Genomic DNA, 25,455 nt, shown 5'->3' with positions numbered 1-25,455 from the left:
CGCATGACGAATGCGTGTGCACAGGGGCCTGAATCCGTAAGGTTCCGGATCGTTTGCAAGTTCTTTTCGCTTCCTTTTCAAACGCCGCCCGAGGCGTTTTCCCGAACCACCACCGGCACTCCCCTCCAAGAGCAGGTTCCTCCGTGATTTCCACCGCTATACGCGTGGCCCGGGTGGGCAGTGCGGCCGAACTGGCCGCGGCGGCCCTCATGATGCTGGGCTTCCCCGCGCTGATGCTGGCCGCGCTCCTCCCGAGCGTCGGTGCCTTCGCGGCCGCGGCCGCAGTGACGTACCTGGCGGACCACTATCTGCACCGGCGCGGCAGCTATCTGATCCAGCTCCTCGGCAAGCTGCGGGCCGGCCTCTCCATCCGGTTTCTGCTCCGCCAGCTGCTGCTGGTCCTGCTCCTGGCGCGAGCCGGCCTGTCCGGCGAGCCGGTCTTCTACGCGGCCATCGCCTGCTTCCTGGCCTTCTTCGCCTTCCAGGCCCCCCACAGCGCCCTGGTCACCCTGATCCACAAGCGCCGCGCGATGCCGGTCTCCACCCGCAACGTGGACCTCGGCTCCCGGATCCGCATCCCGGACGCCCCGCCCCGCGGCCTGGTGCACCGCGCGGCGGAGAAGATGCTCCACCTCGACCTGCCGGCGGTCGCCGGCCTGCTCGTCATGGCGGCCGCCGACCGCGTCGTCTACGGCCTCGCGGGCGTCGCGGCCACCCTGGTGCTGGCCTTCCTTTACGTGGTCGCCCTCGCCCCGTACGTGCGCGGCAGGAGGATCCCGCCGAAGGCGGGGACGGTCCTCGCGGCCCTCGGCGCCTGGCTGCGCGAGTACCGCCCGGAGACGGTGCTGTACTTCTCCGGCTCCAAGGACTCGGCGTACCAGGTCAACATGTGGCTGGAGACGATGGAGCAGCTGGAGACCCGGCCGCTGATCATCCTCCGCGAGCGTGTCATCCTGCAGAACCTGGCGCCCACCACGGTCCCCGTCGTCTGCGTGCCCGGAGGGGTGCACCTGATGAACATGGACCTGTCGACCGTGCGCGTCACGCTGTACGCGGCGAACGTCGGCAAGAACATCCACATGCTGCGCGTGCCCACCATGAAGCACGTCTTCATCGGCCACGGCGACAGCGACAAGGTCGCCAGCGTCAACCCGTTCAGCAAGGTGTACGACGAGGTGTGGACCGCCGGCCGCGCCGGCCGCGACCGCTACGCGATCGCCGACGTCGGCATCCGCGACGAGGACATCGTCGAGGTCGGCCGCCCGCAGCTGGCGCCCATCCAGTCCGGGCGCATCCCGTCCGAAGACCTCCGCGGCGAAGACTCCGGGCAACCCTGCCCGACGATCCTGTACGCCCCCACCTGGGAGGGATGGGACGACAACCCGGGCAACACCTCGATCCTGCTGGCCGGCGAGAACATCGTGAAGAAGCTGCTCGCCGCCGACCCGCCGGTCCGCGTGCTCTACAAGCCGCACCCCTTCACCGGCACCCGCAGCGCGAAGGCGGCCGCCGCGCACCGGCGGATCACCGCGCTGGTCGACAAGGCCGCCGCCGAGCGTGCCGCCGACCCCCGCTTCCGGGCCGACACCGCCGCCCAGGCACGGGCCAGGGCCGAGCTGACCCGCATCGAGGCCCGGCTCGCCGAGCTGACCGCGCCCACCAGCGAGAAGGGCGACGAGGCCGAGGCGACCCGCGACGGCGCGATCGACGTGGTCATGCACGAGGAGATCGCCCGGCTGCGGGCCGAGTGGAACGAGACGTACTGGCGCTCGTCCGGCCCCTGGCAGCACCGCGTCATCACGGGTGCAGAGCCGCGCCTGTACGACTGCTTCAACGTCTCCGACGCGATGGTGTCCGACATCTCCAGCGTGGTCTCCGACTTCATCGCGAGCGGCAAGCCGTACGCCGTCACCGACTCGGCGGGGGTGGGCGCCGAGGAGTTCAAGCGGCAGAACACGGCGGTACGCGCGGCCGTGATCCTGTCGAACTCGGCGCGCGAGCTGGACGCGCTGCTGGCCGCCGTCCGCGACCCCGGGTCCGACCCGCTGGCCGCCGGCCGCCGGGAGCTGAAGCGCTATCTGCTGGGTCCGGACGAGCCCGCCTCGATCGAGCGGTTCAACGCCGCGGTGCGCCTCCTGGCGCAGAAGTCCGAGGCCCGCAACCGCGGCCAGCAGGCCGAGGTGCGCGGCCGCGGCCAGGAGACCGGCGCGCGCGCGGCGGCGGCCGCCGAGCCGACGGGCGCGGTTCCCGGCCAGCGCACTCCGCCGGCCGACGAGACGAACGACGTGGTCAAGGGTTAGGACCCAGGGCCCGCCCGCGGCCGTACCGCAGGGGACCGGGGCGCCGAGGACGACTCCTCGGCGCCCCGGTCCTTTCCTGTCTCTTACCGAAGCCGCCTACGCTGCACCCTCGTCGGTTCCTCACGGTTTCCTGTCGGTTCACCCTGTGATCCACGCCACGAAACCCGGAATGGACGCAACCCCCGCGCCCCGTCAGCCGTCTAGCTGGTGATTCTGTGAGTGATACGGGGACATCCCGTGACAAGGGGGAAGCGTGACCGCTGCGCAGCCTGATGTCAGTGTGATCATCGGGGCGTACGAGGCGATGCCGTACCTGGTCGAATGCCTGCAGTCCGTGGAGGGCCAGACCCTGGACCCGGCGCGCATCGAGGTGATCGCCGTCGACGACGGTTCGACGGACGGGACGGGGGAGTACCTCGAGGAGTTCGCCAAGCGCGCGCCGTTGACCGTGACGGTCATCCGCCAGGAGAACTCGGGCGGCCCCAGCGGCCCGCGCAACGTCGGCCTGGACCGGGCCCGCGGACGCTATGTCTTCTTCCTCGACGCGGACGACCGGCTCGGCACCGAGGCGCTGGAGCGCATGGTGGCGATGGCCGACGAGCACAAGACCGACGTGGTGCTCGGCAAGGTGGTCGGCGTCAACCGCAACGCCCCGAAGTCCATGTGGGGCAAGAACCTGGCCCGGACCGACGTCTTCTCCTCGAAGATCAAGTTCACGCTGAGCGCGCAGAAGCTCTTCCGGCGCGAGCTGCTGACGCGCCACGGCATGCACTTCGACGAGTCCCTCAAGACCGGCGAGGACGCCCTGTTCACGATGGAGGCGTACCTCCGCGCGGACGGCGTCTCCGTGATCTCCGACTACACCTGCTACTACCTGGTCGGCCGCGACGACGGAAAGCACGTCACCAAGAGCGGCAGCTACACCCTGCGCTTCGACTCGGCACGCGCCCTGATGCGGCTCATCGCCGAGCACGTGCCCGCCGGACCCCGCCGGGACCTGCTGATGGTCCGGCCCTTCCTGATCACCCTGCTGCCGCAGTTCGGACCCGTCTTCCTCACCAACAGCGAGGAGATCCGCGCCCACAAGCTGGAGCTGGCCAAGCCGCTGATGGACGCGTACTGGCACGAGGGCCTCGCCCGGCAGCTCAAGGTCAACGAGCGGCTCCGGCTCCACCTGGTCGCGCGGGGCCGCGCCGACCTCCTCGCCGACGTCCTGGGGTTCGTCAAGGCGAACAAGGCGCCCACCGTCCTCATCGACCCGCGCGGCGGCCGCGCCTACCTCGCCTACCCGCACTTCCGGGACCGCGCCGCGGGCCTCCCGGACGAGTGGTTCGTGCCGACGGTCCGCGAGACGGTCACCATCGAGGCGTTCAAGCCGACGACGACGGTTCACTTCCGGCGGCTGCGGAAGGCGGCCCGGCGGGTGCTGAAGGTGCGCCGGGCGGCCTGACGGACGGGCGGGGCGGCCTGACGGACGGGCGGGGCGGCCTGACGGACGGGCGGGGCGGCCTGACGGGCGGACCGCGCGGCCTGACGGGCGGACCGTGCGGCAGAGCGCGGCCGCGGTCTGGTGGCCTCGGTCCCCGCGGCCGCTCGTCCGCGTACTGGACCGGTGCGCGGCAACCGTGCCCCTTCGCGTAGATTGCCGAGCGGGAGCCGGACCGACGCGCGAGGGGAAGCACAGCAGGTGGCAGGGGCAAGGCAGGCCGTGGCACAGGCCCACAGGATCGTCGTCAAGGTGGGCTCCTCCTCGCTGACCACGGCAGCGGGCGGGCTCGACGCCGACCGCGTCGACGCCCTGGTGGACGTCCTCGCCAAGCACCGCAGCGGAGGGGAGAAGGAGATCGTCCTCGTCTCCTCCGGTGCCATCGCCGCCGGCCTCGCACCCCTCGGCCTGCGCCGCCGCCCCCGGGACCTGGCCCGGCAGCAGGCCGCCGCCAGCGTCGGACAGGGCCTGCTGGTGGCCCGCTACACCGCGTCCTGCGCCCGCCACGGCGTCCGCGTCGGCCAGGTGCTGCTCACCTCCGACGACACCAGCCGCCGCGCCCACCACCGCAACGCCGCGCGGACCCTCGACAAGCTCCTCGCGATGGGGGCGCTGCCCGTCGTCAACGAGAACGACACCGTTGCCACGGACGAGATCCGCTTCGGTGACAACGACCGCCTTGCCGCGCTCGTCGCCCATCTCGTACGGGCCGACCTGCTGGTCCTCCTGTCAGACGTGGACGGCGTGTACGACGGCGACCCCAGCAGGCCGGGCACCTCGCGGATAGCGGAGGTGCGGGGGCCGCAGGACCTGGCGCACGTGGACATCGGCACCGCGGGCAAGGCCGGTGTCGGGACCGGTGGCATGGTCACCAAGGTGGAGGCGGCCCGGATCGCGGCCGCCGCGGGCATCCCCGTCGTGCTCACCTCCGCGGTGCACGCCGCCGACGCCCTCGCGGGCCGGGACACCGGCACGTACTTCCACCCCACCGGCAAGCGCTCCGCCCACCGGCTGCTGTGGCTGCAGCACGCCTCCACCCCGCAGGGTGCACTCGTCCTCGACGACGGGGCCGTGCGCGCGGTCGTCGAACGCCGCACGTCGCTGCTGCCCGCCGGCATCGCGGGGGTCGAGGGCGACTTCACCGCGGGCGACCCGGTGGAACTGCGCGACGGCGAGGGGCGGGCGGTGGCGCGCGGGCTCGTGAACTTCGACTCCAAGGAGATCCCCCGGCTGATCGGCCGCTCGACCAGGGAACTGGCCCGTGAACTGGGTCCCGCCTACGAACGTGAGGTCGTCCACCGGGACGATCTGGTCGTCCTGCACCCGCCGCACCCGTAAGGATTCGTCCCGCATTCGCAAGGATTCGTCCCGCACCCGTAATCAACCGAAACGTCCACCCCCCACGGCGGTCCGGTGGGGGACGTTCCGTAAAACCGCCCCACAGCGCCCTGCGGCCTGCTCAACTTTGTCCCGGGGACACATTCCGCACGAGCACTGAGTAAGGAGGCCGTCGTGACACGAGTGCGCCCTGGGGCCACGTCCCGCGGTGGCGGCACCTTCGGTGCCGTCCGTGACGGCGGTGCGCCCCGCGCGGCCGGCAAGGAGCGCGCCCTCACCAGCGTCGTGGCCGGCACGGCGTACGAGACGCCCGGCGAGACCCCCCGTCTGTGGCACGTCACGCTCAGTGTCTCCGGCGGCGAGGCCCCGCTGAAGGAGGTGCGACGGGCCCTCGAACAGCTGGCCAACGACCACCCCTTTCTGCTGACCAGCCGCTATGCCAACGACCACGCGGAGATCCGCTACTGGGAGGAGGCCCGCGACCTGCACGACGCCGCGGCGGTCGCGCTGCGGCTGTGGGGCGAGCACCGCCAGACCGCCGGCCTCCCGCCCTGGGAGATCGTCGGCCTGGAGGTCATCGACCGCGAGACCTACCAGCAGCGTGTCGCCGAGGGGTACGGGCCGGCGCCGGCCACCCCGGTGGGCGTGCATCCCTTTTGAGTGATCCCCAGGGCCCCTCCGGGCCCGTCTCGCGGTGTGGGATGAACCAGGACCGGTCCACCCGGCGCACTACCCTTCCTGCATGACCTCGCTCTCGCCGTACGACTCCATGTCCCCGGTCACCCAGGCCGCCTACCGGGCCAAGGCCGCCGCCGCCGACCTCGCGCCGCTGCCGCGCGCCGAGAAGGACGACGCGCTGCTCGCCGTCGCGGACGCGCTGGAGGTCCGGTCGAGTGAGATCGTCGAGGCGAACGCCAAGGACATCGCCAAGGCCCGCGAGGCCGGCACCAGCGAGGCGATCATCGATCGGCTCACCCTGACGCCCGAGCGCATCCGGGCCATCGCCGCCGACGTACGGGACGTCGCCGCGCTGCCCGACCCGGTCGGTGAGGTCGTCCGCGGCTCCACCCTCCCCAACGGCATCGACCTGCGCCAGGTCCGCGTCCCGCTCGGCGTCGTCGGGATCGTCTACGAGGCCCGGCCGAACGTGACCGTCGACGCCGCCGCCCTGTGCCTGAAGTCCGGGAACGCCGTGCTGCTGCGCGGCTCGTCCTCCGCGTACGAGTCGAACACCGCCCTCGTCCGGGTGCTGCGCGACGCCGTGGGCGGCGCCGGGCTGCCCGCCGACGCCGTCCAGCTCGTGCCCGGCGAGGGCCGCGAGTCGGTGCGCGAGCTGATGCGCGCCCGAGGCCTGGTCGACGTGCTCATCCCGCGCGGCGGGGCCTCCCTGATCCGCACCGTCGTGGAGGAGTCCACCGTCCCGGTGATCGAGACCGGCACGGGCAACTGCCATGTCTATGTCGACGCCCAGGCCGACATCGACATGGCGGTCGAGATCCTGATCAACTCCAAGGCGCAGCGCGTGAGCGTGTGCAACGCGGCCGAGACGCTCCTCGTGCACCAGGACATCGCCCCCCGCTTCCTGCCGCGGGCCCTGGACGCCCTCGCGGACGCCGGGGTCACCGTGCACGCCGACGAGCGCGTGATGGCGTACGCCAAGGACTCCCGGGCGACCGTGGTGGAGGCCACTCCGGAGGACTGGGACACCGAGTACCTGTCCTACGACATCGCCGCCGCCGTCGTGGATTCCCTGGACAGGGCCGTCCAGCACATCCGGCTGTGGAGCTCCGGCCACACCGAGGCGATCGTCACCACCTCCCAGCAGGCCGCCCGCCGCTTCACCCAGCTCGTCGACTCGACGACGGTCGCCGTGAACGCGTCGACCCGCTTCACGGACGGCGGCCAGTTCGGCTTCGGCGCGGAGATCGGCATCTCCACACAGAAGCTGCACGCCCGGGGGCCGATGGGGCTGCCGGAGCTGACGAGCACCAAGTACATCGTGACCGGCGACGGGCACGTGCGGCGCTGAGCCCGAAAGCCCTGGTCGGGACGGCACTGAGCGCCCGCTCGGCGCCGCCTGGACCGCGATTTTCGGCGGTTCGGCCGTGAACCGTCTCGCCAGGTGGATGAAATTCCTTACCGTCTGCCCAAATTGACCCCCCAGGTCTACTCTGGATCCGTGCCGGAGGACGTGGGGGGCACGCCGTTCGAGGACGGTTGGGAGCCCGACGACGACCGCGACCACGGAGGCAGCGACGAAGAGTTCGCCTCCGTGGTCTTCGACGAGGCCTTCGTACAGGCCGCCCTGGTGCACGAGCCGACGGCCGTGGAGAGACTTCTGGCCGCCGCCCAGGCCCGCGCCGAGGCCCAGGAGGCCGAGGCACGCCGGGCGCACGCCAGGGGCGCGCGGGGCGACGACGAGCGCTTCGAGGAGGGATTCGGGCCCGACGAGGGGGGCGGATTCGGCCACGGACGGGATCTGGACGACCTGGACGACACGGAGATCCTGGAAGGCCGCTACGGTGCATCGGGCACCTACGGCAGGGTCTACCGCAAGGGGGCCCGCTGGCATCGCCCGGTCGCCTGGATGCTCGCCCTCGTGATGGGCATCGGCATGGTCGCCCTCGCCTTCACCGCGGTGTACCGGGGCGCGTCCTCGGGCCGTCAGGAGCAGGTCCCGCCCCCGAGGACCGGGCTGGAGCAGGGGCAGGAGGCCGGCGCCGGCACGGGCCCCTCGGCCTCCGCGGAATACTCGCCCCCGGCGTTCTCGGCGGTTCCGCGGACCCCCTGAGACAGCCCGTGCGCGCCGCGGGCCGCCCCAGGCCCGACGTTCGCGCGAAATCCTGGTGAGAACCTGTCAGAACTTGTCGTGCACCAGGGCGTTTACCTGAGCTCCAGGAGACCTACCCTGAAGGTATGGGCGGGCCTGGAGACCCACCTGAGGGGACACCCGAGGGCGCTCCCGGTGGTGGCGAGGACGAATACCGATCCGTCGTGTTCGACGAGTCGTTCGTCCGTGCTGCCCGCTTGCAGGAGTACTCCGCGCGGGAGCGGATGTCCGACCACGCCCCGGCCGTGCGCCGCCGCCCGGCGCTGCACCGGGGACTGCCCCGCCAGGCCCTGATCCTCGTGGTGCTGATAGCGATCGCCTTCGCCACCGCGATCTACATGGGCGTACGCCATCCGTACCCGACGCCGAAGGCACAGCCCATAGAGCCGCAGCGGTCCACGGTCATACCCCTCGCCCCGCAGTCCGCCGTACCCGGCGCCCAGGATCCCGAGACCCTCTACGCCCACAGCCCCGCCGCCCAGTACCGGGTCGGCGCCGAGGGCATCACCCTCCCCGCCACGCGGCGCACCGCGGACTTCTCCGAGAGCCAGGTCGTCGCCGCCCTGACCACCGCGAAGGACTACCTCGTCCAGTCCTCGCTCGACCCGGCCGTCCTCACCGGCGGCGCCGTGCGCCCCGTGCGGCTCCTGCTGAACCCGCAGCAGCTCGACCAGTTCGACCAGGGCTTTGTGCATCCGGCCGCGGACGGCCGGCACGAGCCCACCGGCTGGCTGGTCCGCTTCGACCCGTCCCGCGTCCAGCTGGCCGACCGCAAGATCCGCGTCCAGGGCACCCTGGAGGCGGCGGAGACCAACTCCGACACCCTGGAGGTCACCGCGGACCACACCCTGGTGTACGCGCTGAAGCCGGCCGGATCCGATGCGAAGGCCAAGGCGTCGCTGTTCACCGTGCGGCGCGAGCTGACCTTCCGCTTCGACCGCAACGACCTGCGCATGCACCAGGTGCAGCTGATCTCCTCGTACGTCCAGGCCGGCCCGCTGGCCTGCGCCGAGGACGCCACGAACGAGCTGCGCCCGCTGCTGGCGGGCCAGACGCCCAAGGCGGGCGGCCCGGCCGGCACCGACCCCTACGCGACGGGTGACGCCACCGCGACGGCCCTGTGCGGCTCCCTGGCGAAGAGCGCGCAGCCGACGCTCTGAGGCCCTGGGAGACGGGGGCCCCGGGAAGGGCCGGGGCGGGCGCCGTCGCCGTGCGGGCCGCGATCAGGCGTCGCCGTCCGGACCGCCCTGGTCAGGCGTCGTGGCCGCGGGTCTCGTCCCCGGCGCCGTCGTCGCCCGGCCGGCCCTCTGCCTCTGCCGTCCGGCCCTCGCGCGACTCACGCGGCGCGTCCTTGGGGGCGCCGCCGGCGAAGCCCGCGAAGCCGCGCCGCACCCGGCCGCCGAGGTCGCCGGCGCCGCCCGCGAGATCGCTGACCAGCTTCATCAGCGGGTCCTTGGACTGCTTCACCTCGTTGGCGTAGCCGGCCGCCGACTGCCGGAAGGAGTCCGCCACCGAGGTGTCCTTGTCCTCGGTCCGCCGCGGGTAGTGACCGTCCATGATCCGCTGGTAGTCCCGAGAGGCGGCCCACTTCTTGAGCTCCGCCGCGCGGACCGCGGCGAAGGGGTGCGTGCGCGGCAGCACGTTGAGGATCTTGAGCACGGAGTCGCGCAGGTCGCCCCCGGCCTCGTACTCCTCGGCCTGCTCCAGGAACGCGTCCACGTTCATCTCGTGCAGGTGGTTGCCGCCCGCCATCTTCATCAGGCCGCGCATCGAGGACTGCAGGTCCTGCCCGACCAGGAGCCCGGCCCGGTCGGCCGACAGCTCCGACTTGCGGAACCACTCCCGCAGCGCGGTCACGATCGCCATGATCGCGAGGTTGCCCAGCGGGATCCACGCGACCCGGACCGCGAGGTTGGTCAGGAACAGCAGGATCGTCCGGTACACGGCGTGGCCGGACAGCGCGTGGCCCACCTCGTGGCCGACGACGGCCCGCATCTCCTCCTCGTTCAGCAGCTCCACGAGTCCCGTCGTCACGACGACGATCGGCTCGTCGAGGCCGATGCACATCGCGTTCGGCTGCGGGTCCTGCGTGACGTACATCGGCGGGACCTTCTCCAGGTCCAGGATGTAACAGGCGTCCCGCAGCATGTCGTTGAGATGCGTGAACTGCGCGTCCGAGACCCGCACCGAGTCGGAGAGGAACAGCAGCCGCAGGCTGCGCTCGGGCAGCAGACCGCTGAGTGCCTTGAAGACCGTGTCGAAGCCGGTGAGCTTGCGCAGGGCCACCAGAGCCGAACGGTCCGCCGGGTGCTCGTACGCGCGCGAGGAGATCCCCGGAAAACGCCTGCGCTGCCTGCTCGGCACGGTCTCGTGCCCGTTCTGGTCGCGGCCGTCGTCGGACATGTGTTCCCCCATGTGTCTGGTCGCTCACTGTGCGATTGATCATCGGGCGGCCACCCGGTGGAGTGACCGTGTACGCCGTGCGGCGCCCCGAAGTGCCCCCGAAGCGGACTCCAGCCTAGGCGGAGATACGGTGGCAGGGCAGCACACCGTAAGGAGCGATCCATGGAGCACACTCCCGCCGCCTGGCTCACCGAGGCGGCGACGGCCGCGCAGCGGCAGGGGCCGGGCAACCTGCTCCGCATCGTGCTGATCGTGATGGTCGTCGGCTGCGTCATGGCCGGGTGGTTCCTGCTGCGGGGCTACCGGCGCAAGGACGAATGACGGGCGGCGGTGTGCGGCGGGCCGCCCCGTGCTCCGGCGGGCCCTTCCCCGCCAATGGCGGAGTCGGCGTGATCGGTGCCGAGGCGCCCGCTTACGATGAGCCGACGTCTTTGTTCCGCCCACACCGGATAGGTCTGCCGAGATGAGCTTCCACAGCACCGCCGCCCAGTTGGCCACCCTCGCCGAGGGCGAAGGCGGCAACCACGAGAGCATCAGCCCCTACATGACGGGCGGCGCCGCCCTCGTCATCCTCCTCGCGCTGTTGTGGGTCACCACCCGCTTCAACCGCGACCGCTGAGTCCGGCGCAGGACCCGGTCCCGGCCGCCCGCCGGGTCCTGTCGGCCGGCGCCCGGCGGCCGGGCCGGTAGGGTCTGCATGCATGGGAGAGCAGCACACGCCCACCGGTCCGGCGAAGGGCACGGGACCCGGCCCCGGAAGCGGGCCGTCGAACCCGGGCAAACGCCGCCTCGGCGTCATGGGCGGGACGTTTGACCCGATCCACCACGGGCACCTCGTCGCGGCCAGCGAGGTCGCCGCGCAGTTCCACCTGGACGAGGTGGTGTTCGTGCCCACCGGCCAGCCGTGGCAGAAGACCGACCGCAAGGTCAGCCCGGCCGAGGACCGCTATCTGATGACCGTCATCGCGACCGCCGAGAACCCCCAGTTCTCGGTCAGCCGCATCGACATCGACCGCGGCGGCCCCACCTACACCACGGACACCCTGCGCGACCTCAAGGCCCTCAACCCCGACACCGACCTCTTCTTCATCACGGGTGCCGACGCCCTCGGCCAGATCCTCACCTGGCGCTACACGGACGAGTTGTTCTCCCTCGCGCACTTCATCGGCGTCACCCGCCCCGGTCACACCCTGGCCGATCCCGGTCTTCCCGAGGGCGGCGTCTCGCTCGTGGAAGTTCCCGCGCTGGCCATCTCGTCCACAGACTGCCGTGCGAGGGTCGCCAAGGGCGAACCCGTCTGGTATCTGGTGCCGGACGGCGTGGTGCGCTACATCGACAAACGGCAGCTGTACCGCGGCGAGTGAGCCGAGAGGGGCCACCGGTGAACGACCGATACGACGGATACGCGGGCGGCGACCAGTACGAGCTCGTCGGCTACGACGAGTTCGGGCAGCCTGTGTACCGGCAGGTGCCCGTGCAGCAGGCCCCGCAGGGCTACGACCCCTACGGCAACCAGCAGCAGCCACCGGGCTACGGCTACGACCCGTACGCGACCGGTCAGCACCAGCCGGTGGCGCCGTACCACACCGGTCAGCAGCAAGCGGTGCCCTCCCACGACACGGGCAGGCAGCCGCCCGTCCCCCCGTACGACCCCTACGCCCCGTACGGCACCGGCACCGGCGGCCGCGACCCGTACGGGCAGACCGCGACGAGCGGTCCGCAGCCGCGCGTCCCCGAACAGACCGCGTACATCCCGCAGCAGGCGGGACCGTCCGGAAGCCGCCCCGGCCGCGCGGACGGCTTCCCCGACGGCGGCCCCAGCGGACCGGCGGGGACCGCCGCCGACCGGGAGCCGCGCGGCGACCGTGACTACCGCACCGAGCAGTTCGCCTTCGTCGAGGAACCCGACGGCGACTCCGAAGACGTCATCGACTGGCTGAAGTTCACCGAGAACCGCACCGAGCGCCGTGAGGAGGCCAGGCGCCGTGCCCGCAGCCGGATCGTCGCCCTCGTCGTGGTCCTCGCGCTGGTGGGCCTCGGCGGAGCCGGCTACCTCTGGTACGCGGGCAAGCTGCCCGGCACCTCCTCCGCGGGCTCGTCCGGCGGGACGACGACCGCCGCGGGCGCCCAGAACCGCGACGTGATCGTCGTCCACCTGCACAACACCAAGGGCGGCGGCACCTCCACAGCGCTGCTCGTCGACAACACCACCACCAAGCAGGGTGCGACCGTCCTGCTGCCCAACTCCCTTGCCCTGACCTCCGACGACGGCACCACGACCACCCTCGCCAAGTCGGTCGCCGGCGACGGCTCCTCGGGTACCGGCGACGCCATCGACGCCGTCCTGGGCACCAGCATCGAGGGCACCTGGCGCCTCGACACCCCGTACCTGAACAACCTCGTCGAACTCGTGGGCAACATCGAGGTCACCACCGACACCGACGTCCCCGACCCCGACGCCAAGAAGAAGGGCGGCGCCCCCCTCGTGCACAAGGGGGAGGAGCAGACCCTCAGCGGCAAGATGGCCGTCGCCTATGCCACCTACCGCGCCCCCGGTGAGCCCCAGGACGCCCAGCTGGAGCGGTTCGGCCAGGTCATGCAGGGTGTGCTGCGCAAGATGTCCTCGGACCCGCAGGCCGCGACGACCACGGTGCAGACGCTCGCCCAGATCCTCGACCCGTCCCTGAGCGACAAGGACCTCGGCACCTTCCTCGCCAAGCTCGCCGACCACGCCAAGCAGGGCGACTACAAGACCGAGCTGCTGCCGGTCCAGTCCGACGGAACCGTCGGACAGAAGGCCACCGAGACCGTCGTCAGGAACCTGCTCGGCGGCACCGTGAAGAGCCCCCAGGCCGGCGACGCCGTCCGGGTCGGGGTCAAGAACGCCACCGGCTCCAAGTCCTCCGCGGCGCAGGCCCGCGTCGTGCTCGTCAACGGCGGCTACACCGTCATCGACACCGGCACCGGCCCCGCCCAGGCCGAGTCCCGCATCACCTACGCCGGCGACGGCGACAAGGAGAACGCGATCGAGGTGGCCAAGACCCTGGGACTGCCCACCAGCGCCGTCAAGAAGGGCACGGCGGCATCGAACGCCACCGTCTCGGTCGTCCTCGGCCAGAACTACAAGCCGTCGTCGTGACCTGGATCACACCCTGGGTCGCCGGGGTGTGATCCGTTAATCACTTGGGGAGCGGTCGGCGGTCCGTGAGACCCTTGAGGTATCACTGACCGCCGACGGAAAGCCCTGTAGTGACCGCAACGGACCGTTCCCTCGAACTCATCAACACCGCCGCCCAGGCGGCCGCCGACAAGCTCGCGCACGACATCATCGCCTACGACGTCAGCGACGTGCTGTCGATCACGGACGCCTTCCTGCTGGCCTCGGCGCCCAGCGACCGTCAGGTCAAGGCCATCGTCGACGAGATCGAGGAGCGGCTGAACAAGGAACTCGGCGCCAAGCCGGTGCGCCGCGAGGGCGACCGCGAGGCCCGCTGGGTGCTGCTGGACTACGTCGACATCGTGGTGCACGTCCAGCACAGCGAGGAGCGCGTCTTCTACGCCCTGGAGCGGCTGTGGAAGGACTGCCCCGAGCTGGAGCTGCCCGCCGACGCCAAGGCCACCCGCGGCAAGGCCGAGGAGCACGCCAGGCTGCAGGCCGCCGAGGACGCCGCCGGACTGGGCGGGGAGCTGCGGTGACCGCCGCGGGCACCGAGGAGGGGAAGCGGGGCCGCCGCCTCATCCTGTGGCGCCACGGCCAGACGATGTGGAACGTGGAGCGCCGCTTCCAGGGCTCCACGGACGTCGAGCTGACGGAGACCGGCCTCACCCAGGCCCGCCGCTCCGCCCGTCTGCTCGCCTCCCTGAAGCCGGACGCCATCCTCGCCTCCGACCTCCGGCGCGCCGCCGCCACGGCCGCCGAGCTGGCCGCGCTCACGGGCCTCCACGTCACCCGCGACGAGAGCCTGCGCGAGACGTACGCGGGCGTCTGGCAGGGGCTGACCCACGAGGAGATCATCGCCCGGTACGGCGAGGAGTACGCCGCCTGGAAGCGCGGTGAGCCCGTCCGCCGCGGCGGCGGCGAACTGGAGACCGAGGTCGCCGACCGCGCCGCCCCCGTGGTGCTGCGGCACGCCGAGAAGCTGCCCGACGGGGGCACCCTCGTGGTGGTCAGCCACGGCGGCACGATCCGCACCACCATCGGCCGCCTGCTCGGCCTGGAGGCCCGCCACTGGGAGAGCCTCGGCGGTCTCTCCAACTGCAGCTGGTCCGTCCTCGGCGAGGGCGTACGCGGCTGGCGTCTCCTGGAGCACAACGCGGGCACCCTCCCGGAGCCGGTCCTGGGTGACGACGACTGACACCGCCTCATCGGGCGCCGGACCCGGATTTCGCTTTCCGGCAGGTCGCAGGCTAGAGTTCTTCTTGTTCGCCCCGCCGAGCGGGGCGGAACACCATGCGGCCCGGCCGCGTGGGGCAAGGGGCTATAGCTCAGTTGGTAGAGCGCCTGCATGGCATGCAGGAGGTCAGGAGTTCAATTCTCCTTAGCTCCACAGATCGACACTCTTGAGTTGTCAAAGACCGATACCGAAGGATCCCGTCCCGCGAGGGGCGGGATTTTTCGTGCGCGGTGTCGCTCACACCACGTCGGCCGGTTCCCTGTCCGACGGCGGCCACAGCCGCTGCCTGCGCTCCCGCAGCAGCGCCACCTTCTCCCAGGCGTCCGCGTCCTCCGGTGTGTGCACGACGATCCGGCACTCCGGCATTCCGTTGATCGACAGCGACACCGAGGTCATCCGCAGCTCGCCCACCACCCCATGGCGGAAGGTCTTCACCCGCGGCCCGGGCGGGGTCACCTCACCGCTCGCCCACAGCTCCGCGAAGCGGGGGCTGGCCGCCGACAGCGCGCGTATGAAGTCCTCCCAGGCCGGCTCGCCCACATGTCTGCCGTACGCGGAGCGCAGGGTCGCCACCATCACCGGCAGCTCCTCGTCCCGGCGCACCACCGGGCAGGCTTCCTCGGACACCGTGAAGAGCATCCACAGCGCGTTGGGCCTGCCGCTGTCCCCTCTCGGCGGGAGCTGGAACAGGTCGCTGTAGGCGGGGTTGGTCGCGAGGACGTCGTACCGCGCGTTGTAGACGACCGCCGGATGGGGGTCGAGGGCGTCGATGACGGTCTGGATCTCCGGGCCGACCCGCCCGGGCAGCCCCGCGGGACCGTGCTCGTAGGGCACCTCCGCGAGGTGGTACAGGTGCTCGCGCTCCGGCTGGTCCAGGCGGAGCGTGCGCGCCACCGCGTCCAGGACCTGGGGCGAGGCGTTGATGGGGCGGCCCTGCTCCAGCCACGTGTACCAGGTGACGCCCACGCCGGACAGCTGCGCCACCTCCTCGCGGCGCAGGCCCGGCGTCCGGCGCCGCAGGCCCGGCGGCATGCCCACGTCGGCGGGCGTCACCCGGGCCCGCCTGCTGCGCAGGAAGGCGGCCAGCTCCGGCCTGCGGCGCTGTGTCGTCCCCATCGTCCTCACATCCCCCGTCGTCCATGGTCGGGACCGGAGCCGGACGCTGCCAGGTGCTGTCAGTACCAGCATCGGCGGGCTCTCGTTACCCGTATCCAACCGTCGTCAGGCTCGGAGGCATGACGACGACAACCCCCGCGGGCCCCGGCTCCGGTCCCGCGATCCGTCCTGCGACCAGTAGAACCCACGCCACTGACAATCGCCCCGGCCGGCTGCTCGCGGTCCTGCTCACCGCGCAGTTCATGGCCCTGCTCGACGTCTTCATCGTGAACGTCGCCGTACCCGCGATCGGTTCCGGACTCCATGCGAGCGGGGCCGGGCTGCAGTCGGTGGTCGCCGGGTACTCCATCTCGTACGCCGTCCTGCTGATCACCGGGGCGCGCCTCGGCGACCTGCTCGGGCACCGGCGGGTCCACCTCGCCGGACTCGCGGTGTTCACGGCCGCCTCGCTGGCCTGCGGACTGGCGGGGACCACGGGGCAGCTCATCGCCTTCCGGCTGCTGCAGGGCGCCGGATCGGCCCTGATGATCCCGCAGGTGCTCAGCCTGATCCAGCGTCACTTCACCGGCGAGGCACGGGCGAAGGCGCTCGGCGTGTACTCCGCCGTCCTCGCCACCGGTGCCGCCGCCGGGCAGGTGCTGGGCGGCGTGCTGGTCAGCGCCGATCTGTTCGGCACCGGCTGGCGGCCGGTGTTCCTCGTGAACGTGCCCGTCGGCGCCGTGCTCCTGGCCATGGGCCGCCGGGCCCTGCCGCGCGACGACACCCAGGCCCTGGAACGGTCGCGCGGCCTCGACCTGCCCGGTCTGGTGCTGCTCGGCGCCGCCGTCTCGCTGCTGACCGTGCCGCTCGTCCTCGGCCAGGAGGAGGACTGGCCGCTGTGGTCCTGGCTGTGCCTCGCCGTCTGCGTGGTGGTCTTCGCGCTGTTCCGCGGCTATGAGTCCCGGCTCGCCCGGCGCGGCGGGGCGCCGCTGATCGCCCCGAGGGTGCTGCGCCACCCGGGCATCGGCCTCGCGGTCGTCCGGCTGCTGGCGGTGATGGCCGTCAACGCGGGATTCCTGTTCTCCCTCACCCTGCACATCCAGGGCGGCCTCGGCTACAGCGCACTGCGGGCCGGCCTCACCTTCGCACCCACCGCCGTGGTGTTCGGGCTCGTCGGTCTGACCTGGCGGCGCTGGCCCGCCTCCGGGCAGCGCGCCCTGATCCCCGGCGGGTTCCTGCTCGCCGCCCTCTCGGTGGCCGGCGTGGGCCGGGCGCTGCACGGCGGCGGCGACGGCGGGCCGTGGCTGTACGTGGCCCTCGCGGGCGTCGGCGTGGGCCTGGCGCTGAGCTTCAGTCCCACACTCACCAGGGCCCTCGCCACCGTGCGGCCCGAGGACGCGGCGGACGCCAGCGGACTGCTCGCGACGGTCACCCAGCTCGGCCAGCTGATCGGTGTCGCGGCCTTCGGCACACTGTTCTTGAACCGGCTTGAGTCACTTGGGGCCCCGGGGGCGTATACCTCTTCGGACGCGCTCCTCGCATGCATGTACGCGCTGGCCGCGACGGCTGTGCTGGGGGCCGTGTCCGGACTGGTACGCAGGCGTCGCTGACCGTATTGGCCCGGCCGTGGCAGAATCAAACGGCCGGAAGGGTGCGCGGCCCGACGGGAGGGAGTAGCGATGCCTGGGAGCATCCGCGAGGGGACCGGCGACCCCCTCGCAGTGGCGGTGGCACGTCAGACTGGCACCCTCCTCGACTGCCCTTCCTGCGGCTCGTCCCATGTCGCCCAGGTCCTCGGCGACAACGGCGGCATTTCCTACGTGTGCACGGCCTGCGGCCACAGCTGGAGCTGATCGATGGGTGCACACAGGCGGAAGTGCGACTGGTGCGGCAGCGGCACACCGATCGTCCGTGACATGGAGCCGGTCAACCCCGACTACCAGTACTGGTGCGAGGAGTGCGCGCGGGCGCTGATCATAAAGGGCGACCCGATCGAGACCTACCGTGAGCTGGAGGGCGAGCCGATCTACGGCCGTCTCCTGGACGAGCACTGCACCCTCAAACGCTTCTACTCCTTCGCCACCGCCTGACGCGGGCGAACGCGGACACCGGGGCACGCCCCCGCAGAGCGGCCTCCCAACCCGTACCGGACGGAAACGATTTGGTGGTGCACCGGGAGGAGCGTGTAATGTTGGCGTCGCCGCCGGGGAAACCCGGCGGGGCACCACACGGGGCTATAGCTCAGTTGGTAGAGCGCCTGCATGGCATGCAGGAGGTCAGGAGTTCAATTCTCCTTAGCTCCACAGGACTTGAAGGCGGTCCATCCGATCGGATGGACCGCCTTCGTCGTGTGCGGGTGTGCTCGCGCGCGGCCGAGATCCGGGAGCCGCTGCGGGATGAGGGCCACCCGCGAGGGGCGGGCGGCCCTCATCGCGTGCGCTCAGCGGCCGAGCGCGCGGCGTCCTCGGCCCTGCGACAGCACGGGCAGGTTGCTGCGGGAGGACGGACCGGACCGGGTGTCCTCCTCGATCCGCAGCGCGAGCGCCGGGCAGCGGCGCACGGCCCGCAGCGCCTTCGCCTCCGCGTACCGCGGCACCGGCGCTTGGGCGACCGTCGGGAAGCCGTCGGCGCCCAGTTCGAAGACCTCCGGGAGGATGTCCGCGCACAGGCCGTGGCCGCGGCACAGCGTCCAGTCGACGAAGATCTTCTGCCTGCTGGCACCCGCCTCCGGCTCCGCCTGTCCGCCGCCGGGGATGCCCGTGGGCGCCCTGCCGCCCTCGAAGAGCGGCAGCACGCCCTCCACCGGCCTGCCGCAGCCGTTGCCGAGGACGTGGGCGGCCAGATCGTCCGTGAACGCCTTGATGGTCGATTCCAGGAACATCGCCGAGCCGTCCGGATGCGAGCACGCGCCGCGCCTCTTCACGGCCTTGGCGACCTGCTTGAGGGCCTCCAGCGCGGCGGGGCCGCCGCCGTTGATGATGTCCTCCATGCCGCGTGCCGCGGCCGGCAGGCCCAGGTAGCAGGGACCGCACTGGCCCGCGCTCTCCTCGGCCAGCCACTTCGCCACCTGCAGGGACTCGCCCAGCGGGCAGGTCTCCTGGCTGATGGGCAGGATCGCGCCGGCGCCCAGCGAGCCGCCGACGGCATCCAGGGAGTTGCGCGAGACGATCGCCTCGTTGACGGTGGCCGCGTCGATCCACTTGCCGTGGTAGCCGCCGGTCAGCACGCCCTGCGGCACCGGCGGGGCGCCGGCCAGCTGGAGCACGTACCGCAGCGGCACACCCGTCGGGACCTCGATGACCATCGGCCGGTTGACCGCCCCGGAGACGGTGAGCATGACGGTGCCGGGCTCGTCGTACAGCCCCGTGTTGCAGTAGCGCTCGGCCCCGATGCGGGCGGCGATCGCCAGCTGGGCGAACGTCTCGGCGTTGGACAGCAGTGTGGGCGCGCCGCCGACGCCGGTCTGCGAGGCGCTGACCTTGCGGCCGGGCGGGATCGCCGGGCCGCCGTCGATGGAGCGGATCAGCGAGGAGGCGGCGCCGGTGACCATGCGCACCGGATTGCGCTGCACCCGCGCGCGTATCGGTGCTCCACGGCGGTTGCTCAGCCCGCGCTCGCTGAGCGCCTGCTCCATGGATCTCTCGGTGGACGCACGGGTCACACCGACGACGAGGGTGCGGGCGCCCAGGGCCTCGGCGACCAGCAGGGCGCCGTCCAGGATGAGGTGCGGCGCGCGGTTGATCAGCACCGTGTCCTTGCGGCAGGCGGGCTCGTCCTCGCTTCCGTTGACGACCACCACCGGCCGGATGCCGCGGCGGATCGCCGACTCGGCGACCGACCGCAGCTTCTTGTGGAAGGGGAAGCCCGCGCCGCCGCGCCCCTTCAGGGAGATCTGTTCGGCGAGCTGGGCGAGCTGCTCGCCGCCCACCGGCTCCAGCGGGCCGTGCACCTTGAGGTGCATGGGCAGGTCGAGTCGCTCGACAAGGTCGAAGCCCGACGTGAGCTGCGGAAGCCCGACCACACGGACTTCTGGGACGTCGGGCAGGGCCTCGTTCACTTAAAGCCTCCGGAAGGCGCGTTCCAGGGTTCGCCGGCGCCCGGCGTGTCATAGGCGCCGGGCCGCGTTTCCGTCGCGGGACCGCTGTCGTACGGGTTGTACGTACCGTAGGGCGCGTTCATCTCACCTGTGTCGTACATGTCACTCGCGCCGTACCCGTTGTACCCCGCGTTGCCGTAGGCCGGGATGGTGTATCCGGTGTCGTTGAGCGGGTCGTAGGAGGACTGGGGCGCCTCGCCGACGGGCGGCGGCGACGGGATCGGCCAGTTGCCCGAGGTACTGCCCGGCCCGTCGACGCGCGGCATCGCCTCCGTGGACTGCATGTCCAGTGGCATGTCCATGCGCTGGGTCGCGTCGGGCGTCATCGGGGACTGCGCGCGCGGCGTGGGCGAGACGGCCCGGTAGGCGGCGGCGAAGCCGTTGCCGGACTCCGGGGTCATGGTGCGGGCCGCGGGGGCCTCGTAGAGGGGGGCGGAGGACTGCGGGGGAATCAGTCCCTCGCGGCCGGCGGAACGGCCCGTGGAGCGCGATCCGAGGCCCGCCATGGCGGACTCGGCGACGCGGGCACGGCTCTCCTCCAGGTCGTCGCGGCCGAGCGGCTCCTCGCTCCCGAAGGCAGCGAGGAGCCGGTCGGCGATCTTCCGCTTGTACGGGCGGGGCGCGGCGCGCAGCGCGAGGGCCGCCATGACCGCGAGCAGGGACAGCTCGTACAGGTAGGTGAAGAGCGGGCTCTTCACCGGACGGCCGGCGTACAGGCCGTGGATGAGGGCCGCGCACCAGGCCGGATAGGCCAGCATGTGCATCGCCCGCCAGCGTGCCGCGACCGGGGCCGGGGACGCGAACTGGTTGCGCAGCGCACCGGTGACGCCCACGAAGATCATGAGCAGGCCGGCCAGGGTGCCGAGCCCGACGAGCCCGCCGATACCGCTGAAGCCGAGCCCGAAGGGGATCACCGCGGCGATCCACACGGTGTGCTCGAGCGCGAGCTTGATGCCGATGTGCACCACGAGGAACGCGATCGAGCCGACGGCGGTCACCCGGTGGACGGCCTGGGCCACGATCCGCTGGCGGATGTTGAGGAGGAGCCGGTCCTGGGCGACGAGCCCCCAGATCACCGAGCAGGTGAGGAGGACCAGCGCCACGACGCCCGCGCCGAAGTTGAGGAATTCCTGGAGCCAGTCGCCTCCGTACAGCACGACCACGGGTATCAGCAGCAGCACCACGACCGTCGCCACGCCGTAGGCCGAGCGACCCGGCTTGGGGAGCGAGCTGTTACTACGTTGAGGGTTCATGGGGGTCACTCCGAAAGGTTTCGGGAAGGCGGTCCCGCTGCCGCACTTTAGGTGGCTCCAAACCGAGCGGTACGAGGTTTGAGTTATTGCGTTGTTATCAAAGGGCAACGGGGTGGTGGTGTTGTCCGACTAGCTGGTGTTACGCGAAGTAACATTTGAACGTTGTTCAGCTCCTCGAGACCTTCACAACCTGACCGTCCGGGTCTCAGTACGGCTCCGCCGCGCGTTGGGTTCACTTCCCTCCGCTCCCGGTGCGTGCCGGCGGAAGCCCGTCGCGAGGCGCTCGGGCACTGCGGTACCCTGGCGCCATGCGTGCCGTACGCCTTCTGCTTAGCGAGCCGCGCTGATCAGTCCCGACCACCGGGTCAATCGGATGGCCGGAATCGGCGCGGCGTCCCCTCCTGTGCGAGGGGCTTTTTCATTTCCGCTGGCAGAGACGATCGATGGAGCTTTGAGGATCATGAGCGAGACGAACCCCGCTGCCGCCGCTGCCGTGTCGGCGGAGGCCGCGCCGCACCGCTACACGGCCGCCGTGGCGGCCGAGATCGAGGCACGCTGGCAGGACTTCTGGGACGCCGAGGGCACCTATGCGGCGCCGAACCCCAGCGGAGACCTGGCCGGGGACCCGGAGCTGGTCGCCAAGCCCAAGAAGTTCATCATGGACATGTTCCCGTACCCCTCGGGTGCGGGCCTGCACGTCGGCCACCCCCTGGGCTACATCGCCACCGACGTGTTCGCCCGGTTCCAGCGCATGACCGGCCACAACGTCCTGCACACCCTGGGCTTCGACGCCTTCGGCCTGCCCGCCGAGCAGTACGCCGTGCAGACCGGCACGCACCCGCGCGTGTCCACCGAGGCCAACATCGAGAACATGAAGACCCAGCTGCGCCGGCTGGGCCTGGGCCACGACAAGCGGCGGTCGTTCGCCACGATCGACCCCGACTACTACAAGTGGACCCAGTGGATCTTCCTGCAGATCTTCAACTCCTGGTACGACGAGGAGGCGCGCAAGGCCCGCCCGATCTCCGCGCTGATCGCCCAGTTCGAATCCGGTGAGCGAGCGATTCCGGGCACCACGCGCGCGTGGAACCGGCTGAGCGCCATGGAGCGCGCCGACGTCCTGGGCGAGTACCGCCTGGCGTACGCCTCCGACGCGCCCGTCAACTGGTGCCCCGGCCTGGGCACGGTCCTGGCCAATGAGGAGGTCACCGCCGACGGCCGCTCGGAGCGCGGCAACTTCCCCGTCTTCAAGGCCAAGCTGCGTCAGTGGAACATGCGCATCACGGCCTACGCCGACCGGCTGCTGGACGACCTGGAGGAGCTGGACTGGCCCGAGGCCATCAAGCTGCAGCAGCGCAACTGGATCGGCCGCTCCGAGGGCGCCCGCGTCGACTTCCCCATCGACGGCGAAGCGATCACGATCTTCACCACGCGCCAGGACACCCTGTTCGGCGCCACCTACATGGTGCTGGCGCCGGAGCACCCGCTGGTCGAGAAGTTCACCCCCGACGCCTGGCCCGAGGAAACGCCCGCGGTGTGGACCGGCGGGCACGCCACGCCCGCCGAGGCGGTCGCCGCCTACCGCGCCCACGCCGCCTCGAAGTCCGACGTCGAACGGCAGGCCGAGGCGAAGGACAAGACCGGCGTCTTCACGGGCGCCTACGCCACCAATCCGGTCAGCGGCGAGCGGATCCCCGTCTTCATCGCCGACTACGTGCTCATGGGCTACGGCACCGGCGCCATCATGGCCGTCCCGGCGCACGACAGCCGTGACTTCGCGTTCGCGCGAGCCTTCGAACTGCCCATGCGCTGTGTCGTCGAGCCGTCCGACGGCCGCGGCACCGACCCGTCCACGTGGGACGACGCGTTCGACTCGTACGACGCGAAGATCGTGAACTCCGCCGGCGGGACCGTGACCCTGGACGGCCAGAGCGTCGTCGAGGCCAAGGCGCGCATCACCGAGTGGCTGGAGCGCAAGGGCATCGGCGAGGGCACCGTCAACTTCCGCCTGCGCGACTGGCTGTTCAGCCGCCAGCGCTACTGGGGCGAGCCCTTCCCGATCGTCTACGACGAGGACGGAGTCGCCCACGCGCTGCCCGAGTCGATGCTGCCGCTGGAACTGCCGGAGGTCGAGGACTACTCGCCGCGCACCTTCGACCCGGACGACGCCGACACCCAGCCCGAGACCCCGCTGTCCCGCAACGAGGAGTGGGTCAACGTCACCCTGGACCTGGGCGACGGGCCGAAGAAGTACCGCCGCGAGACCAACACCATGCCCAACTGGGCGGGCTCGTGCTGGTACGAGCTGCGCTACCTGGACCCGCACAACGACCGCAAGCTGGTCGACCCGGAGATCGAGCGCTACTGGATGGGCCCGCGCGAGGGCATGCCGCACGGCGGTGTCGACCTGTACGTCGGCGGCGCCGAGCACGCCGTGCTGCACCTGCTGTACGCGCGCTTCTGGTCCAAGGTCCTGTACGACCTGGGATACGTCTCCTCGGCGGAGCCGTTCCACAAGCTGTTCAACCAGGGCATGATCCAGGCATACGTCTACCGCGACAGCCGGGGCATCGCGGTGCCCGCCGCCGAGGTGGAGGAGCGCGACGGCGCCTACCACTACCAGGGCGAGAAGGTCACCCGGCTGCTGGGCAAGATGGGCAAGTCCCTGAAGAACGCGGTCACTCCGGACGAGATCTGCGCCGAGTACGGTGCGGACACGCTGCGTCTGTACGAGATGGCGATGGGTCCGCTGGACGTGTCGCGGCCGTGGGACACGCGCGCGGTGGTGGGCCAGTTCCGGCTGCTGCAGCGCCTGTGGCGCAACGTCGTGGACGAGGCGAGCGGCGAGGTCACCGTCGTCGACGCCGAGCCCGACGAGGACACCCTGCGCGCCCTGCACAAGGCCATCGACGGAGTGCGCCAGGACCTGGAGGGCCTGCGGTTCAACACGGCCATCGCCAAGATCACCGAGCTGAACAACCACCTGACCAAGGCGGGCCGGCCGGTGCCGCGCCAGGTCGCCGAGGCCCTGGTGCTGCTGACCGCGCCGCTGGCCCCGCACGTCGCCGAGGAACTGTGGCACAGGCTGGGCCACACCGGCTCGGTCGTCCACCAGGACTTCCCCGTCGCCGACCCGGCGTACGTCGTCGACGAGACGGTCACCTGCGTCGTCCAGGTCAAGGGCAAGGTCAAGGCGCGCCTGGAGGTTTCCCCGTCGATCTCCGAGGAGGAGCTGGAGAAGGCGGCGCTGGCCGACGAGAAGGTGGTCGCGGCGCTGGACGGCGCCGGCATCCGCAAGGTGATCGTGCGCGCGCCCAAGCTGGTGAACATCGTCACGGCGTAACGGCCGCCGGGCGCCCCCGCCCTCCCGCGCACCAGGGGTGTCGGGCCGGGCCGCCCCTGTCCGGGTAGTCCCCTAAGGGCAGGTTCGGGGTTCTTGCGGAACCCCGGACCTGCCCGCTGCGTTTACCGTGGAGGAGCGGTGCACCAGCCGCTCTGGCCGGCCCGAGGAGGAGCGTCGTCGTGGAAGCCTTCTTGACCGTCGTCGTGCTCCTGTTCGTGCTGTGCGTCGCATTCGGGGCGTACGCGACGGTCAAGGTGATCGGCGCGGCCAAACGCGGCGTGGACCGGACGATCGCGCAGGCACGGCGCACGGTCGAGGACACCACCCTGCGCGCCAGAACCCTCGCCCAGCCCGGCCCGTCCGGCGAGCTCGCCCAGCTCCGTCTGAAGCTGCGCACCTCGATGCGCGCCACGCAGGACGCGTTGAGCGCCGGCGTCGCCGAGGACGCGTCGCTGAAGGAGTCACTCGGTCTCTTCCGGCGGCTCAGCGCGCACGGACACGAACTCGACGCCGAACTCAGGCGGCTGGAAGCAGAGCCGGACCGGCGCCTCCTGGCCTCCCGCCTGCCCGAACTGCGCGAGCGCGCCGAGCGGATCACACGGTCGGCGGACTCGCTGCGCTGGGCGGCACTCGACAGGGCCCGACGGTTCGCCGACGACGATCTGGACGCGCTGAGCGCACAGATCGACGTGGAGGCGGGCGCGCTGCGCCACTGGACCAAGGAGGAGCCGATGCCCTCCGCCCCGGCGTGGCCGGAGGCGCCGGCCCCCGAGGACCCGGCCGTCCCCGACCGGACCTGGCCGCAGACACCCGAATCCCGTGCGCCGCAGGAGCCGGCCCGCCCGTCCATCGCCCCGCCGGGACAGCGGTCCGCGTACCCCTGGCAGAAGAAGCCCCGCCCCGAGAGCACCACATGA

General features: G+C 71.5%; 22 protein-coding genes and 2 tRNA genes. 20 read left to right on the top strand and 4 right to left on the bottom strand.

Features of this window, described 5'->3' with window-relative positions:
- Window positions 1-173: 173 nt before the first annotated feature.
- From ACZ79I_RS13420 to ACZ79I_RS13390, 7 genes are all read left to right on the top strand, one after another.
- The gene (locus ACZ79I_RS13420) at window positions 174-2,300 is read left to right on the top strand and encodes a hypothetical protein (protein WP_471504925.1); all 2,127 of its coding nucleotides are present in this window, start codon (window positions 174-176) and stop codon (window positions 2,298-2,300) included.
- Between the two features lie 253 nt (window positions 2,301-2,553).
- Window positions 2,554-3,750, top strand: a complete 1,197-nt coding sequence (locus tag ACZ79I_RS13415) for a glycosyltransferase family 2 protein (protein ID WP_471497256.1) — start codon at window positions 2,554-2,556, stop codon at window positions 3,748-3,750.
- Between the two features lie 258 nt (window positions 3,751-4,008).
- Entirely contained in the window at window positions 4,009-5,124 is a 1,116-nt protein-coding gene (gene proB, locus ACZ79I_RS13410) for a glutamate 5-kinase (RefSeq protein ID WP_471497254.1), read from the top strand.
- Between the two features lie 183 nt (window positions 5,125-5,307).
- Window positions 5,308-5,784, top strand: a complete 477-nt coding sequence (locus tag ACZ79I_RS13405; protein WP_471504922.1) for a hypothetical protein — start codon at window positions 5,308-5,310, stop codon at window positions 5,782-5,784.
- An 82-nt stretch (window positions 5,785-5,866) separates the two neighbouring features.
- Window positions 5,867-7,153: a glutamate-5-semialdehyde dehydrogenase gene (locus ACZ79I_RS13400; RefSeq protein WP_471497252.1), complete on the top strand. Its 1,287-nt coding sequence runs from the start codon at window positions 5,867-5,869 to the stop codon at window positions 7,151-7,153.
- Between the two features lie 150 nt (window positions 7,154-7,303).
- Window positions 7,304-7,915 carry an SCO2584 family spore wall biosynthesis protein gene (locus ACZ79I_RS13395; RefSeq protein WP_471497250.1) on the top strand — a complete coding sequence of 204 codons (612 nt, stop codon included), beginning with the start codon at window positions 7,304-7,306 and terminating at the stop codon, window positions 7,913-7,915.
- Between the two features lie 125 nt (window positions 7,916-8,040).
- Window positions 8,041-9,114: an SCO2583 family membrane protein gene (locus tag ACZ79I_RS13390; protein ID WP_471497248.1), complete on the top strand. Its 1,074-nt coding sequence runs from the start codon at window positions 8,041-8,043 to the stop codon at window positions 9,112-9,114.
- A gap of 91 nt (window positions 9,115-9,205) precedes the next feature.
- On the opposite strand, the gene ACZ79I_RS13385 is transcribed toward ACZ79I_RS13390, so the two are convergent.
- A complete protein-coding gene (locus ACZ79I_RS13385; RefSeq protein WP_471497246.1) occupies window positions 9,206-10,357 on the bottom strand; it encodes a M48 family metallopeptidase in 1,152 nt (383 codons plus the stop codon).
- Window positions 10,358-10,519: 162 nt separating this feature from the next.
- Here ACZ79I_RS13385 and ACZ79I_RS13380 point away from each other — a divergent pair, with 162 nt between their 5' ends.
- The 7 genes from ACZ79I_RS13380 (at window position 10,520) to ACZ79I_RS13350 (ending at window position 14,904) form a co-directional block, all read left to right on the top strand.
- A complete protein-coding gene (locus tag ACZ79I_RS13380; protein ID WP_471497244.1) occupies window positions 10,520-10,678 on the top strand; it encodes a hypothetical protein in 159 nt (52 codons plus the stop codon).
- A gap of 142 nt (window positions 10,679-10,820) precedes the next feature.
- Complete coding sequence (locus tag ACZ79I_RS13375; protein WP_471497242.1) at window positions 10,821-10,976, top strand: hypothetical protein; 156 nt, start codon at window positions 10,821-10,823, stop codon at window positions 10,974-10,976.
- 82 nt (window positions 10,977-11,058) lie between these two features.
- Window positions 11,059-11,721: a nicotinate-nucleotide adenylyltransferase gene (gene nadD, locus ACZ79I_RS13370; RefSeq protein ID WP_453240711.1), complete on the top strand. Its 663-nt coding sequence runs from the start codon at window positions 11,059-11,061 to the stop codon at window positions 11,719-11,721.
- Window positions 11,722-11,738: 17 nt separating this feature from the next.
- Window positions 11,739-13,496 (top strand): LytR C-terminal domain-containing protein, encoded by a 1,758-nt coding sequence (locus ACZ79I_RS13365; protein ID WP_471497241.1) that lies wholly within the window; start codon window positions 11,739-11,741, stop codon window positions 13,494-13,496.
- Window positions 13,497-13,606: 110 nt separating this feature from the next.
- On the top strand, window positions 13,607-14,053 hold the full coding sequence (gene rsfS / locus ACZ79I_RS13360) for a ribosome silencing factor (RefSeq protein ID WP_471497239.1): 447 nt from the start codon (window positions 13,607-13,609) through the stop codon (window positions 14,051-14,053).
- A complete protein-coding gene (locus ACZ79I_RS13355) occupies window positions 14,050-14,712 on the top strand; it encodes a histidine phosphatase family protein (RefSeq protein ID WP_471497237.1) in 663 nt (220 codons plus the stop codon). Before rsfS ends, ACZ79I_RS13355 begins: the two co-directional genes overlap by 4 nt.
- A gap of 119 nt (window positions 14,713-14,831) precedes the next feature.
- Window positions 14,832-14,904, top strand: a tRNA-Ala gene (locus ACZ79I_RS13350).
- A gap of 84 nt (window positions 14,905-14,988) precedes the next feature.
- Here ACZ79I_RS13350 and ACZ79I_RS13345 read toward each other — a convergent pair.
- Entirely contained in the window at window positions 14,989-15,867 is an 879-nt protein-coding gene (locus ACZ79I_RS13345; protein WP_471497235.1) for a helix-turn-helix transcriptional regulator, read from the bottom strand.
- Between the two features lie 224 nt (window positions 15,868-16,091).
- On the opposite strand from ACZ79I_RS13345, the gene ACZ79I_RS13340 reads away from it, so the two are divergent.
- The 4 genes from ACZ79I_RS13340 to ACZ79I_RS13325 all read left to right on the top strand — a co-directional run bounded on the left by ACZ79I_RS13340 (window position 16,092) and on the right by ACZ79I_RS13325 (window position 18,149).
- Entirely contained in the window at window positions 16,092-17,456 is a 1,365-nt protein-coding gene (locus ACZ79I_RS13340) for an MFS transporter (protein WP_471504919.1), read from the top strand.
- A gap of 69 nt (window positions 17,457-17,525) precedes the next feature.
- Window positions 17,526-17,699, top strand: a complete 174-nt coding sequence (locus ACZ79I_RS13335) for a hypothetical protein (RefSeq protein ID WP_381077242.1) — start codon at window positions 17,526-17,528, stop codon at window positions 17,697-17,699.
- A 3-nt stretch (window positions 17,700-17,702) separates the two neighbouring features.
- Window positions 17,703-17,936, top strand: a complete 234-nt coding sequence (locus tag ACZ79I_RS13330; RefSeq protein WP_016643127.1) for a hypothetical protein — start codon at window positions 17,703-17,705, stop codon at window positions 17,934-17,936.
- A gap of 140 nt (window positions 17,937-18,076) precedes the next feature.
- Window positions 18,077-18,149, top strand: a tRNA-Ala gene (locus tag ACZ79I_RS13325).
- 137 nt (window positions 18,150-18,286) lie between these two features.
- Here ACZ79I_RS13325 and ACZ79I_RS13320 read toward each other — a convergent pair.
- Both ACZ79I_RS13320 and ACZ79I_RS13315 read right to left on the bottom strand, forming a co-directional pair.
- Window positions 18,287-19,903, bottom strand: coding sequence for an NADH-ubiquinone oxidoreductase-F iron-sulfur binding region domain-containing protein (locus tag ACZ79I_RS13320; protein WP_471497233.1), 1,617 nt, complete (start codon window positions 19,901-19,903; stop codon window positions 18,287-18,289).
- A complete protein-coding gene (locus ACZ79I_RS13315) occupies window positions 19,900-21,195 on the bottom strand; it encodes a ferric reductase-like transmembrane domain-containing protein (RefSeq protein ID WP_471497231.1) in 1,296 nt (431 codons plus the stop codon). Before ACZ79I_RS13315 ends, ACZ79I_RS13320 begins: the two co-directional genes overlap by 4 nt.
- A 460-nt stretch (window positions 21,196-21,655) precedes the next feature.
- On the opposite strand from ACZ79I_RS13315, the gene leuS reads away from it, so the two are divergent.
- Together leuS and ACZ79I_RS13305 are read left to right on the top strand one after the other, a co-directional pair.
- The gene (leuS, locus tag ACZ79I_RS13310) at window positions 21,656-24,538 is read left to right on the top strand and encodes a leucine--tRNA ligase (RefSeq protein ID WP_471497229.1); all 2,883 of its coding nucleotides are present in this window, start codon (window positions 21,656-21,658) and stop codon (window positions 24,536-24,538) included.
- A 179-nt stretch (window positions 24,539-24,717) separates the two neighbouring features.
- On the top strand, window positions 24,718-25,455 hold the full coding sequence (locus ACZ79I_RS13305) for a hypothetical protein (RefSeq protein WP_471497227.1): 738 nt from the start codon (window positions 24,718-24,720) through the stop codon (window positions 25,453-25,455).

The sequence above is a fragment of the Streptomyces sp. PSU-S4-23 genome, assembly GCF_055632315.1.
The sequence above is the reverse complement of the archived record's forward strand: the minus strand, read 5'-3'. Positions and strand labels throughout refer to the sequence as shown.